Source organism: Reyranella sp., from assembly GCF_965229815.1.
Classification (GTDB): Bacteria; Pseudomonadota; Alphaproteobacteria; order Reyranellales; family Reyranellaceae; genus Reyranella.
Genome location: NZ_CBDDJN010000002.1, coordinates 1,960,182 through 1,972,979, shown reverse-complemented (window position 1 = coordinate 1,972,979; position 12,798 = coordinate 1,960,182). Strand labels below are relative to the sequence as shown.

Below are 12,798 nucleotides of genomic sequence, written 5' to 3'. Positions count from 1 at the left end.
GGTCCGCGCTCCAAAGACGCGCCACGGAGTGGCACGGCCCCAGCTATGAATCGGCCGCGCGATGGATCGAGCGGCCTTCCTTGAAGGTCTCGAGGATCCTGATGTCCTTCAGGTTGGCGGCCGGGACCTCCAGGGGATTGGCGTCGAGCACGACGAGGTCGGCCAGCTTGCCCGCCTCCAGCGATCCCTTCTCGCGCTCCTCGCCGTACTGGAACGCCGCGTCGATGGTCAGCGCCCGCAGCCCGTCCCACACCGTGAGCCGCTCGTCGGGGCCGATGATCGTCCCCGAGCGTGAGACGCGGTTGACCGAGGTCCACAGGATGAACATCGGATCGAGCGGCGTGACGGCGAAGTCGCTGTGGTTGGTGAAGCGGATGCCCATCGCCCGGGCGGTGCGCGCCGGGCTGAGGAAGAAGGCGCGCTCCCGGCCGAGATTCTCGACGTGGACGTCGCCCCAGAAGAACGTGTGGTTGGTGAAGAAGGACGGAAGCATGCCGTAGCGCACGTAGCGCTCGAGCTGGTCGGGACGCACGAACTGGGAATGGACGATCACCGTGCGGCGTCCCTGCGGCGCCCCCGCCTTCTCGTGGGCCTCGAGCATCATCTCGATGGCGGCATCGCCATTGCAGTGCGTCAGCACCTGGATGCCGTTGTCATAGGCGAGCTTGACCAGCCGATCGAGGTCTTCCGGCGTGACGTTGGGCTCGCCGTGCCAGTCGGTCTCGCCGCCCGGGCCGGGCGTGAGCAGCGGCCGGGACCAGAACGCCGTCTTCCCCTGCGGCGAGCCGTCGGCCACGATCTTCACGCCACCGATGCGAAACCGCCGGTCGTAGCCCTGCCCGAACGGCTCCGCGTGCTTCTCGAGGATCTGCGGAAACTCCAGCCAGTTCACGTAGCCGACGATGTCGATCACGAGCCGGCCCTCGCGGGCCGCGCGATGATAGAGCGGGCGCGTGGCCGGCTCCATCGGTGCGTCCTGCGTGGTCGTGTAGCCGTTGGCGGCATAGTGCGCCTGCGCCGCCGCGAAGCCCTCGAGCTGCTCGTCCTCGGTCGCGGTCGGCATCTTGAGGTAGATCGGGATGAACGAATGCTCCATGACCAGCCCCGCCGCCTCCTTGCCGTCGGGCAGGCGCGCGGTCATGCCGCCGGGCGGCGTCGGCGCGAGGAGATCGAAGCCCACCGCCTTGAAGCCCGCCGTGTTGAGCACGGCCCCGTGCAGCGACACATGCAGGATCAGCACGGGATTGTCAGGAAAGTGCGGGTCGAGGTCGGCGCGCGTGAGCTCGCGCCCGTCCGTCAGGGTCGTGCCGTCGTAGCCATAGGCCATCAGCCACTCGCCGGGCCGAAGCCCCCGCTTCTGCCGGTGCTCCTCGAGGAGCCGGACGACGCCGGCGATGTCTTCCGCCTTGCCCACGGGAGGAGACGACACGTTGGCCCAGGTCGAGAAGCGCACGGCGTTGATGAAGTGGCTGTGCCCGTCCATGAAGCCCGGCAACAGGGCCCTGCTCCCCAGGTCGACGACCCGGGTGTCGGGACCGCGGGCCGCCATCACGGCCGCTTCCTCGCCGACCGCCAGGATCCGCCCGTCGAGAACGGCCAGCGCCCGGGCCGACGGCGCGGCCTCGGTCATGGTGACGATGTTCTTTCCGACGAAGATGATGTCTGCGGAGGTCATGTCTTGTCGCCTTCGGTGGGAGGGGACGGTGGCTGGCCGGCCAGCGGGCGCCACAAGGCGGCGCCGTCGAAGGTGGCGGCAGGACCGATGGCGACCAGGCGGGTTCGCGGCCGCTCGCCGCCCCAGGGCCGGTCCGGCTCCAGGGTCCAGCGCCGGCCGACGAGCTGGAAGAGGTGGCGCTGCCCGGGAGCCTGTCGCAGATGGACGAATCCCTTGGCGCGCAGGACAGAGGGCGGCCATGCCGCCACGGCCGCGCGAAAGGCGGCCTCGTCGACTGGCTCGTCCAGGGTCAGGCTGCTGCTCGCATACTCGCGATCGTGGACAGGGTCGGCATGCTCATGAGGGGCGTGGCCGCGATCGGCCGCCACGACCTCGCCGCTCGCCTCGTCGCCTGCCGGATCGTGCAGTCCGACCAGGATCCCGACCGGCACCTGGCCGAAGCGGCTGGTGACGAGGCGGGCCTGCGGCGCCTGTTCGCCCAGCCACCGGCAGAGCGCCGCCAGCACGCCTTCGCTCACCAGGTCGGTCTTGTTGACGACGACGAGGTCGGCGCCGCGGAGCTGCCGCAGCACGGTCCCGCCCACGTAGCGGTCGACGGCCCTGTCGCGAACCGTCTCCGCATCGACCAGCACGACAGCTCCGTCGAGGCGAAAGGGCGGCATCGCGGCGAAGTATCCGACCTTCACCGGATCGGAGACGCCGGACGCCTCGATCACCACCTGCTCGGGGGCGGGCCGGCGCGCCGCGAGCGCCGCCAGCGCCTCGGCGAACCCTCCGCTGATGCTGCAGCAGATGCAGCCGTTGGCGAACTCGACCACGCCGTCGCCGCGCGAGTCCACGAGGCCGGCATCGATGTTGATGCTGCCGAAGTCGTTCACGAGGACGGCGATCCGTCGCCCGGCGGCGTGCCGCAGGATGTGGTTCAGCAGCGTCGTCTTGCCGGCTCCGAGGTAGCCGGCAAGGATGGTCACCGGGATATGCGCAGTCGCTTGCACGTTGGCTGATCCGCTCGGATGCGTGCCCTGGGATCCCTTCGATCCGGCCGGACTCCGCCGGATCGAAAGGACCCGCCGAAACAACAGCAAGTGCTCAGCGGTCTCTATCCAGATTGCGCAGATCGCGTCGGCGCGGGGGCTCGCCGCGATCGGACCTCACGCCGCCGCCGCCGCATGCCCCCGTCGCCGCCCCATCCAGGCCAACCCGACGCCCGCCACGCCGAGCGCTGCCGCAATCTCGAGCAGCTCCCAGTGCGTGAAGCCGATATACTCGCTGCCCGGAAGGGCGAGCACGATGCCCGACAGGCACAGCAGGACCCGGCCTGGCCAGGCGAACAGGCCGTTGCCGTCCAGCGCGCCGACGCCCCAGAGATAGCCCTGCAGCCCCGCGCACAGCAGCGCGATGCCGGCGATGGCGGACACCAGCACGACGACGATCTCGCCGAACTGGCCGTTGCCGATCAGCGCCGGATTGAGGACGAAGAAGAACGGGACGAAGTAGATGATGCTGCCGAGCCGCATCGCCTCGAGACCGGTCTTCATGGGACTCGACTTGGCGATCGAGGCCGCCGCATAGGCGCCCAGCGCCACCGGCGGGGTGATGAACGAGATCATGCCCCAGTAGAGCAGGAACAGGTGCACGGCGAGCTTGTCGAGCCCCTGCCCCGTCAGCGCCGGCGCCAGCGTCACGGCGAGGAACAGGTAGGCCGCCGTCACGGTCATGCCGATGCCCAGGATGAAGCTGGTCACCGCACCCATCAGCAGCAGCAGCAGGATGTTGTCGCCCGCGAGCTGGACCAGCGTGTAGGTGATCGACCCGATCTTGCCGCTGAGCGACAGGGCGCCGATGATCAGGCCGACGCCCGCCAGGATCGCCGCCAGCTCGGCGAACAGCCGGCCCACGGCGACGACGAAGGCCTCGAGGTCCTTCCAGGCCCAGCGGTGCGCGCCCGAGAACTGGTTGATCAGGAGCAGCGCCGCGGTGGCGTAGAACGGCGCCTGGGCCTCGCGCTGCAGGTAAAGCAGCATGACCATCAGCACGACGAAGATGGTGATGTAGAACCAGCCGTCGAGCAGCACGCGGCCGATCCTGGGCAGTTCGCTCGCCGGCAGGCCCTTCATCTTCTCGCGCGCCGAGTAGGCGTCGATCTGCAGGAACAGGCCGAGATAGTAGAGCAGCGACGGGAAGATCGCGGCGACGACGATCTGCGCATAGGGAATCTCGATGAACGACGCCATGACGAAGGCGGTCGCGCCCATCACCGGCGGCATCAGCACGCCGCCGGTCGAGGCGCAGGCCTCGACGCCGCCGGCATAGGCCGGCCGGAAGCCGACCCGCTTCATGGCGGGAATGGTCAGCACGCCGGTGGTGAGCACGTTGGTGATGACGCTGCCCGACATCGAGCCCATCAGGCCGGACGAGAAGATCGCCACCTTGGCCGGCCCGCCGCGGCGGCCGCCGAGCAGCGAGAAGGCGAGGTTGAGGAAGAAGGCGCCGCCGCCGGTCATCTGCAGCGCGATGCCGAACACGAGGAAGCCGATCACCAGGTTGGCGAAGGCGTTCATCGGGATGCCGAGGATGCTTTCCGTGCCGAAGATGTGGAAGCCCGCGGTGACCTCGGGCGCCACCGACTGGCCGCCCAGCACGCCCGGCACGTAGCCGGCAAAGATCGGGTAGAGCGAGACGACGAGGCAGATGGCGAAGATCGCCGTGCCGCCGGCGCGGCGCAGCGCCTCGAGCACGATCGCCCACATCGCGAAGGACAGGACCTTGGCGTGCATCGGCGAGTCGTACTCCCAGCCCTCGTTCAGCATGTCGTTGCCGCGAAAGGCGAAGTAGAAAGGGATCGCGCAGGCGGCCAGCGCCAGCGTCCAGTCGTACCAGGGCGTGCGGTCGCGGGCGCCGGCATTCATCGGGTACATCAGGAACACGATCGGCAGCAGCAGGCCGAGCAGGACGTAGAAGTACTGCGTCTCCAGCGGCACGAACCATTGCAGCAGCGGTCCGACGCCGAAGATCAGGTAGACCGCCATCACGATCGACGCCACGGCGGCGATCGCGGTGAGCAGCCGGGCCAGCCCGGTGAGCGGGCGCTGCGAGGAGAGCTCGGCTGCCGTGGCGGCCTTCTCGCCCTCCGAAGTGTCGATCATGGTCATGGGATTTCCTGCGCAGACGGCATGGCGCGTCCGGACACGGCCGGGCCGCCGGTCTCCCGGGCGGACCGGCGGCCGGCGCGTCGATCAGGCGACGCCCGGTCGTCCGTCGGACGACCGGTGCACATCGCGGCGGCCTACTTGAAGACCACCGGCAGGCCCGCCTTGGTGAGGGCGGCGGCGCGGACCTTCAGCCACTCCTCGGCGAACTTGTCGTCGGGAACGGACTTGCCCTTCATCTCCTTCCAGGCGGCCGCGAGCACGTCCTGCCGCTTCAGGAGCTTGGCGTTGTGCGCCTCGTGCTCCGCCGTCCAGACGCCCTTCTCCTTGTAGTACTTGATCGCGGCGGGATGGTACGGGAACACGAACTGGAAGTTCTGCGAGCTGAGCTGGTAGCCGTCCATGCTCGGACCCGCCTCCTTTATGTCGGCGTAGTTGTCCATCACCGCCCGGGTCAGGCCGTAGGCCAGCGCGTCCGGCGCGTCGTTCGTCGAGACGAAGATCGGATAGGGATAGTTGCTGCCCTGGTAGGGGACCGTGCCCTTGTAGCCGGGCACGACCGACTGCACGGAGGACGGCACCCACCACGGCGCGATCTGGTGGGCCCGCTCCCAGCCCGCCTTGTCGTCGTGCGGCAGCGGCGGCAGGAAAAGTCCCTGCGGCGAGGCGACGAGCTGGGCGTACTTGCTCGACACGGTGCTGCCCCAGACGGCATCGGCCTGGCCGTTGATCACGGCATCGACCGACTGGCCCCAGCCCGGCACCTCGACCTTGACGACGTCGTTCCAGGTGAGGCCGCCGAAGGCGAGGAACGCCTCCATGTTCTGGTTGAGCGCCGGCGCGCCCTTCACGAAGGTCACGCGCTTGCCCTTCAGGTCGGCCGGCTTCTTGATGCCGGATTCGACCGACACCGCCGCCTGCTGGCCATTGCGGCCGTTGTTGTTGAACAGGTTGTAGAGCTTCTGCGGACCCCACGTCTTCTCCGCGAACATCAGCACGCCTTCCTGCGCGAAGTAGGCGGCGATGCCACAGGCACAGACCTTCGACTGCCCGATCCGGAGCGGCGTCATGCGCGAGACGTCGTTCTTGCCCGGGATGATTCGCAGGTCGACCTCGTAGCGCTTCTTCAGCATGTTGCCGATGCCGACCGACTGGGCATAGCCGGACGAACCGCTCTCGTAGGCGGTCCAGGAAATGTCCTTGGGCAGCTTGACGTCTTCGGCCGATGCGGCGCCTGCGAACATCATGGCGATGCCGGCGACGATGCCGACGGTCGCCGACTTCCGCTTGTCACGGATCATGGCATTTCACTCCCTGTAAGCAGCGATTTGTTTTTGCTGGCATGATGAATGTCCGTCGTTGCGGACTTCACAGGCAATGCTAGAGGCCAGCGCGGCGTCAGGTCAACGACTTTACAGACCGTGTGATTCGCACGCGCAGCATGGTCTGCGGCCACGGACAGCCGCCATCCTCATAGTTCAAGAGACGATTCGCCGTGAGCCCGGTCGGATCCGACCGGGCGGATTCAGGACTTCGCGATCAGAGGCCCTGCCCGCCGGCGACGGCGATGGCCTGTCCCGTCACCCAGGAGGCGAGCGGCGAAGCGAGGAACAGGGCCACGCTGGCCACTTCCTCGGCGTGGCCCATGCGGCCGAACGGGATGGACGCGAGCGTCGCATTGTAGAGCTTGGGATCGTTGGTCTTGCGCCGGTCCCACACGCCGCCGGGAAACTCGATCGACCCGGGCGCAATGCAGTTCACCCGCACGCGGTCCTTGGCATACATCGCCGCCTGCGTGACGGTGTAGTGGATCACCGCCGCCTTGATGGCGCCGTAGGGCGGCTGGCGCGCCGCGGGATGCAGCGCGGCGATCGAGGAGATGTTGACCACGCTGCCCGGCCCCTGCTTCAGCGTCGGCAGCGCCTCCTGCGTGGCATGCACGATCGCCATCATGTCGACGGCGAGATTGGCGCCCCAGCCCTTGTCGTCGTCCGACGAGCCGAAGGCCGAGGCGTTGTTCACCAGCAGGTCGCAGCCGCCGAGCGCGGCGACGGCGTCGCGCACATAGCCGCGCACCGCGTCACCCTTGGCGAGGTCGGCGCTGGCGGCATGGGCCTTGCGGCCGAGCGTCTCGATCTCCGCCCGGGTCTCGCCCAGCGCCTTGGGATCGCGGGCGCAGATCGACACGTCGCCGCCCGCCTGCGCGAAGCCGAGCGCGATCGCCCGGCCGATGCCGCGGCTGCCGCCACAGACGATGGCCTTCTTGCCCGTGAAATCGATCTTCATGCCTGTCTCCCGATGGCGCTGGCCACGCGATTGCGAACGAGGCGCGCACCGTGACGGGCCGTGATGGCGAAGGCAAGGACGCCCGGTCAGGCCGCCGCGTCGCCCGGCGTCGGCACCGCCGGCGCCGGTCGCACCAGCGACAGCAGGCCGGCCAGCGTCATGAGGCCGGCGAGCAGCAACGTGACGTCGCGGGCGCCCGCGATCAGCCGCGACGCCGGCACGCCGAGCGTGCTGGGCCCCAGGCTGAAGGCGAGCACGGTGGCCGCGCCGGCGATGCCCGCGCTGGTGCCGAGCAGGCGCACGACGTTCAGCACGCCGGCCGCCTGGCCGGTCTGGTCGGCCGGCGCCGTCGCCATGATGGCGCTGCTGTTGGGCGAGATGAACAGGCCGAGGCCCGCTCCGAACAAGGCCAGCGCCGCCATCGCCAGCGGCAGGCTCTGCGCCGAGCCGTCCAGCACCTGACGCAGCAGGACGAGGCCGGCGACGGCGATCGCGGCGCCGCAGCAGGCTGGCACCCGCGCCCCGAGGCGGTCGTAGAGGGCGCCGCCGACCGGCGCCAGCAGGCCGAGCATGACCGGCAGGATCGACAGGCGCAGGCCCGCCTGCAGCGCCGAGTCCTGGTAGACCCTCACGAGGACGAAGGGCACGAGGAGGAAGAGGCCGAACAGGGCGGCGTAGGACAGGAAGTTGGCCGCATTGCCGATCAGGAACGCGCGCCCGCCGAGCAGGCCGAGATCCAGCATCGGCACGGGCGCGCGTCGCTCGGCCCACACGAACAGCGCCAGCAGGATGGAAGCCAGCGCCACGCAAGCCAGCAGCGCGGGCGAGGTGAATCCCCAGGCGCGGCCCTCGTTGAGGACCGCCATCGCCGCCGTCAAGGCCGGCGCGATCAGGATGGCGCCCAGCCAGTCGAAGCGGCTGGTCGCCGATGGCGCGTGGCTGTGCGGCACCACGAGCCAGGCAAGGACGATGGCCGCCAGGCCGAGCGGCACGTTGAGCCAGAAGGCCCAGTGCCAGCCCAGCGTATCCAGGATAAGACCGCCGAGCGCGGGCCCGGCGCACAGGCCGACCGCCTGCGCCGCCGACTGCAGCCCGAGCGCCCGCCCGCGTGCTTCGGTTCCCACGGCGGTGACGATGATGGCGGTGCTGTTGGAGGTGACAAGGGCCGCGCCGATACCTTGCAGGACCCGGAACGCGATCAGCATGTCGAGGCTCGAGGCGAGGCCGCACAGCGCCGAACCGGTGATGAAGATCAGGAAGCCGGCCGCATAGAGGAGCTTGTGGCCCACCATGTCGGCAAGCCTGCCGAAGATCGGCGTGAACGAGGCCATGGCGAGAAGGTAGGACACCGCCACCCAGCTCACGGCGCTGAGGGGCGCGGCGAAGTCCAGTTCGAGCCGGGGCAGCAGGAGCTGGGTCATGCTGGCGTCGATCTGGCCCATGCACGAGCCGATGCAGACCGTGCCGACGACGAACCAGCGATAGGACGGCAGCCGGGCGATGGCCGGCAAGGGCGGCGGCTCGCGGCCCTCGAGCGCCGCGGCGCGCACCGAGGCGAAGGAGAGCGGGCTCGCCGGCTCCCCGGCTGCGTCGGGCTTTCCTTGGCCGATCACCGGCATATCGCTTCGTGCTGAAAGACGCGCACCTGCCGGGCCTCGATCGACTCGCCGATCGAGACTGCCAGATCGCGGCCATCTTGCAACAGGGACTTCCCACCCGGGCGCACGGATTGACCGTTCCCGCGTTCGCGGCAATGTTCGGCAGCCCCGGCCCTCTCCGGCGCGACGGGTGATCGGGAGCGATGATGGCAGAGATGAAGCGGCTGGACCCGGCGACGATCCGGGCCCTGACCTTCGACGTCCAGGGAACCTGTGCGGATTTCTGTCGGCCCGTCGAGCGCATGGGCGAGGCGGTCAGCAGGGCCAAGGGACTCGATCTCGACTGGGGCGCGCTGTCGTCGGAATGGCGCGGCCTCTATCGCGACGTGCTCGACGCGATCATTGCCGGCGGGCGGCCCTGGATCAGGGTCGACCGGATCTACCGCGAGACCCTCGACGCGCTGCTGGACCGCCACGGACTGTCTTCGGTCTTCTCGGCCGCCGAACGCGACGAGATGAACGGCGTGTGGAGCCGCCTCGAGGCCTGGCCCGACAGCGTGGAAGGCCTCGCGCGACTGCGCCGGAAGTTCACGACCTCGACGCTCTCCAACGCCGCCATGTCGACCATGGTGGCGATCTGCAAGCATGCCGGCCTGCCGTTCGACGCCATCCTGACCGCCGAGCTCGCGCACCTCTACAAGCCGGCGCCCGCCGTCTACCAGCTCGCCGTCGACTATCTCGGCTGCCGGCCCGACGAGATCATGATGGTCGCCTGCCACAAGTACGATCTCGCGGCGGCACGCGCCTTCGGCATGCGCACGGCGTTCGTCGCCAGGCCGCTCGAGTTCGGCCCCGGCGGCCAACCGGACACGCGGCCCGAGGACTGGTTCGACGTCTACGCCGAGGACCTGGTGGCGCTGGCCGCCGCCCTCGGCGCCTGAAGCGCCGGCCGGCTCAGCGCTGGAAGGTGCCGGTCAGCGTCGCCTTCTCGAGCGTGTTGAAATGGAGCTGGAAGCCCACGATCGCCGCCGACGTGTCGGCATTCACCGGCAGGGTCTCCTCCTTCACCGCGAAGACCGTGAAGACGTAGCGATGGGGCCCATGGCCCTCCGGCGGGCAGGGACCGCCGTAGCCCGGTGCGCCGAAATCGGTGCGGGTCTGCAGCGCGCCCTTGGGCATCAGCCCGGCCTTGGGATTGCCGGCGTCGAGCTTGAGCTCGGTCGTACCGGCCGGGATGTTGACGACCACCCAGTGCCAGAAGCCGCTGCCGGTCGGCGCGTCGGGATCGAAGCAGGTAACGGCGAAACTCTTCGTGCCAGCGGGCACGCCCGACCAGCAGAGCTGCGGCGACTTGTTACCGCCGCCGCAGCCGAACCCGTAATCCGCCGACAGGATGTGATCCATCTTGAGGGTCTCGCCCTCCTTGAAGCTGCTGCTGCCGAGCGTGAGCGCCATGGTTTCCTCCTGTCGGTCGAACGGGCCGGGAGAGTGGACCAGCCGCGCCGTCCCGCGCAACCCGCGCGCCCCTGTGATAGGCTCGCACCACGAACACGAGGTCCGCGATGAAGCTGAACGCCCTCTTCCCGACCCGCGACATCGGTACCGACCCGGCGAAGATTCGTGACTGGGCGCAGGCGGCCGAGGATCTCGGCTATCACTGCATCGAGGTCGCCGACCATGTCTTCGGCGCGGCGCCGCGCGGCGACTGGAAACCGACCTACAGCGAGCACGATCCCTTCCACGAGACCTTCACGACGATGGCCTTCATCGCCGCGGTCACGAAATCCATCCAGCTGTGCAGCGGCGTCCTGATCCTGCCGCAGCGCCAGACCGGCCTGGTCGCCAAGCAGGCGGCCCAGGTCGACATCCTGAGCGGCGGGCGCCTCAGGCTGGGTGTCGGTGTCGGTTGGAACCATGTCGAGTACGAAGCGCTCGGCATGGAGTGGAAGACTCGCGGCGCCCGCCAGGCCGAGCAGATCGAGGTGATGCGACGGCTTTGGACCCAGGACTTCGTCACCTTCTCGGGCAAATTCCATACGCTGGTCGACGTCAACCAGCTGCCCGTGCCGGTCCAGCGGCCGATCCCGATCTGGTTCGGCGGTTCGTCGGACGCCGTCGTCAAGCGCGCCGCCCGCATCGGCGACGGCTGGATGCCGATCATGACGCCCGAGGTGGCCGAGCCGAAGCTCGCCACGCTGCGCGATCATCTCAAGGCCTTCGGCCGCGATCCCGCCAGGTTCGGCCTGGAAGGCTGGCTCCGCATGGACGAGCCCGACACCCAGAAATGGGGCAAGGCGGCCGAAGGCTGGAAGAAGCTCGGCGCGGAGATGGTAATGCTCTATCCCATGTACCGCATGTCCGACCTTGGCGATCAGATCGAGACCCTGCGCCGCTTCAAGGAGGTCGCCGGCTGACGGCGGCGGCTCGCGCCCCGCGCGCGAGGGCCGTCACTCGTCGCGCGGCAGGCGGTGCATCAGGCCGGCGAGCGGCACGGCGACGGCGGCGACCAGGGCGATCAGCCAGAAGGCGTTGACGTACCCGATCATAGCCGCCTGGCGCAGGATCTCGTTCGACAGGCTCATCAGGCTGCCGACGCCGTCGAGGCTCCACTGGGCCGGCAGGCCGGGCGCCGCGAGCGTCTTGTTGTAGGGCGTGATGTTCTCGGTCATCCGCGAGTAGTTGGCCGCGGTCGACCGGCTGATGATCAGGACGCAGATCGAGATGAAGAGGCTCGATCCGAAGTTGCGGAACAGGGTGAAGACCGACGTGCCCTCGGTGACCTGACGCGGCGGCAGGGTCGAGAAGGCCAGCACGGTCATCGGCGTGAAGGCGATCGACTGGCCGAAGCCCATCAGGAGGTTGCTCCAGAACACCTCGTGGTCGCTGAGGTTGATGTCGAAGCCGGCCATCCAGAAGCCGGCAGCCGCCTGGATGGCCATGCCGGTGACGATGGCCGCCCGGGGCGCCAGGCGGGTGAACTGCACGACCACCAGGAAGGCCGCCCAGTTGCCGAGCCCGCGTGCCGAGATCAGGTAGGCGACGGCATTGTCGGGATAGCCCCTGAGATCGTGCAGCAGGGTCGGGTAAAGGACGATGGTGATGAAGTTCAGCATGCCCATCACCAGCGCCAGCAGGAGGCCGATCGAGAAGTTGCGGTCGAGCAGCAGGCGCGGGTTGAGGAAGGGCTCCTTCACCGTCAGGCAGTGCACGACGAAGACCCAGAGCGCGAGCGCGCCGGTGAAGACGAACAGGACGATCTCGCGCGATTCGAACCAGTCGAGGCGATGGCCCCGGTCGAAGACGAGCTGCGCGCAGGTCATCGCCACCGAGAGCGCGATGAAGCCGATCCAGTCGAACTTCACCGGCGTCTGCCCGGTATGGTCGCGCAGCGCGAAGCGAATGCAGACGAGCGAGGCGATGCCGAGCGGCACGATCAGGAAGAAGGCGGCGCGCCAGTTGTAGGCCTCGGTGGCGATGCTGCCGACGATCGGGCCCATCACCGGGCCGAACACCGCGCCGATTCCCCAGATCACGATCGCCGTGGGCTGCAGGTGCTTGGGGAAGGTGGCGAGCAGAATGGCCTGTCCCATCGGCATGATCGGCGCGCCGAATGCCCCCTGGGCGACGCGGGCCAGGATCAGCGCCTCCAGGCTGCGCGAGAGCCCGCACAGGAGCGACGCCACGGTGAAGCCCAGCACGGTGAAGAACATGAGGTTGCGCCAGCCCAGCCGGCTGGCCAGCCAACCCGTCATCGGCGTGGCGACGGCGGTGGCGACCAGGTTGAGCGTGATCACCCAGGAGATTTCCTCGGGCGACGCCGACAGGTTGCCGCGCATCTGCGGCAGCACGAGGTTGGCGATGGTGATGGTCATGCCGAACAGCATGTTGGCGACCTGGACCATCAACAGGATGAGCCATTGCCGCCCGCTGATCGTGAACAGGCCGCCCTTGTCCGTGTCGGCGACAACGGTCGTCATCCCGTGTCTTGTCTTCTTCTGGTTCCGGCGCCGATCATTCGACAAACCGGCCGCGATTGACAGCGGGACGGCTGCACGGCTGGTCTGCGTGGTGCGCTGCACACCGGCGGCGG

General features: G+C 68.9%; 10 protein-coding genes. 2 read left to right on the top strand and 8 right to left on the bottom strand.

Annotated elements, in window-relative coordinates:
* Positions 1–43: 43 nt before the first annotated feature.
* From ACO073_RS09910 to ACO073_RS09885, 6 genes are all read right to left on the bottom strand, one after another.
* Positions 44–1,675: an amidohydrolase gene (locus ACO073_RS09910; protein WP_421997086.1), complete on the bottom strand. Its 1,632-nt coding sequence runs from the start codon at positions 1,673–1,675 to the stop codon at positions 44–46.
* Entirely contained in the window at positions 1,672–2,670 is a 999-nt protein-coding gene (locus tag ACO073_RS09905) for a CobW family GTP-binding protein (RefSeq protein ID WP_421997085.1), read from the bottom strand. Before ACO073_RS09905 ends, ACO073_RS09910 begins: the two co-directional genes overlap by 4 nt.
* Positions 2,671–2,826: 156 nt before the next feature.
* The gene (locus ACO073_RS09900; RefSeq protein WP_421997083.1) at positions 2,827–4,827 is read right to left on the bottom strand and encodes a TRAP transporter permease; all 2,001 of its coding nucleotides are present in this window, start codon (positions 4,825–4,827) and stop codon (positions 2,827–2,829) included.
* A 134-nt stretch (positions 4,828–4,961) separates the two neighbouring features.
* A complete protein-coding gene (locus tag ACO073_RS09895; RefSeq protein ID WP_421997081.1) occupies positions 4,962–6,125 on the bottom strand; it encodes a TAXI family TRAP transporter solute-binding subunit in 1,164 nt (387 codons plus the stop codon).
* Between the two features lie 238 nt (positions 6,126–6,363).
* Entirely contained in the window at positions 6,364–7,110 is a 747-nt protein-coding gene (locus ACO073_RS09890; RefSeq protein WP_421997079.1) for an SDR family NAD(P)-dependent oxidoreductase, read from the bottom strand.
* Positions 7,111–7,196: 86 nt separating this feature from the next.
* The gene (locus tag ACO073_RS09885) at positions 7,197–8,729 is read right to left on the bottom strand and encodes a DHA2 family efflux MFS transporter permease subunit (RefSeq protein WP_421997077.1); all 1,533 of its coding nucleotides are present in this window, start codon (positions 8,727–8,729) and stop codon (positions 7,197–7,199) included.
* A gap of 194 nt (positions 8,730–8,923) precedes the next feature.
* Here ACO073_RS09885 and ACO073_RS09880 point away from each other — a divergent pair, with 194 nt between their 5' ends.
* Positions 8,924–9,649: a haloacid dehalogenase type II gene (locus ACO073_RS09880; protein ID WP_421997075.1), complete on the top strand. Its 726-nt coding sequence runs from the start codon at positions 8,924–8,926 to the stop codon at positions 9,647–9,649.
* A gap of 13 nt (positions 9,650–9,662) precedes the next feature.
* On the opposite strand, the gene ACO073_RS09875 is transcribed toward ACO073_RS09880, so the two are convergent.
* Positions 9,663–10,163, bottom strand: coding sequence for a YbhB/YbcL family Raf kinase inhibitor-like protein (locus tag ACO073_RS09875; RefSeq protein WP_421997073.1), 501 nt, complete (start codon positions 10,161–10,163; stop codon positions 9,663–9,665).
* Between the two features lie 107 nt (positions 10,164–10,270).
* Here ACO073_RS09875 and ACO073_RS09870 point away from each other — a divergent pair, with 107 nt between their 5' ends.
* Positions 10,271–11,122 (top strand): LLM class F420-dependent oxidoreductase, encoded by an 852-nt coding sequence (locus tag ACO073_RS09870; RefSeq protein WP_421997071.1) that lies wholly within the window; start codon positions 10,271–10,273, stop codon positions 11,120–11,122.
* Between the two features lie 33 nt (positions 11,123–11,155).
* On the opposite strand, the gene ACO073_RS09865 is transcribed toward ACO073_RS09870, so the two are convergent.
* Positions 11,156–12,685, bottom strand: a complete 1,530-nt coding sequence (locus ACO073_RS09865) for a DHA2 family efflux MFS transporter permease subunit (protein ID WP_421997069.1) — start codon at positions 12,683–12,685, stop codon at positions 11,156–11,158.
* Between the last annotated feature and the right edge of the window lie 113 nt (positions 12,686–12,798).

What these genes read in the sequence shown, in the direction of transcription:
- ACO073_RS09910 (WP_421997086.1), bottom strand. Translation starts at nt 1,675, where the DNA reads ATGACCTCCGCAGACATCATCTTCGTCGGAAAGAACATCGTCACCATG.
- ACO073_RS09900 (WP_421997083.1), bottom strand. Translation starts at nt 4,827, where the DNA reads ATGACCATGATCGACACTTCGGAGGGCGAGAAGGCCGCCACGGCAGCC.
- ACO073_RS09895 (WP_421997081.1), bottom strand. Translation starts at nt 6,125, where the DNA reads ATGATCCGTGACAAGCGGAAGTCGGCGACCGTCGGCATCGTCGCCGGC.
- ACO073_RS09890 (WP_421997079.1), bottom strand. Translation starts at nt 7,110, where the DNA reads ATGAAGATCGATTTCACGGGCAAGAAGGCCATCGTCTGTGGCGGCAGC.
- ACO073_RS09885 (WP_421997077.1), bottom strand. Translation starts at nt 8,729, where the DNA reads ATGCCGGTGATCGGCCAAGGAAAGCCCGACGCAGCCGGGGAGCCGGCG.
- ACO073_RS09880 (WP_421997075.1), top strand. Translation starts at nt 8,924, where the DNA reads ATGAAGCGGCTGGACCCGGCGACGATCCGGGCCCTGACCTTCGACGTC.
- ACO073_RS09875 (WP_421997073.1), bottom strand. Translation starts at nt 10,163, where the DNA reads ATGGCGCTCACGCTCGGCAGCAGCAGCTTCAAGGAGGGCGAGACCCTC.
- ACO073_RS09870 (WP_421997071.1), top strand. Translation starts at nt 10,271, where the DNA reads ATGAAGCTGAACGCCCTCTTCCCGACCCGCGACATCGGTACCGACCCG.
- ACO073_RS09865 (WP_421997069.1), bottom strand. Translation starts at nt 12,685, where the DNA reads ATGACGACCGTTGTCGCCGACACGGACAAGGGCGGCCTGTTCACGATC.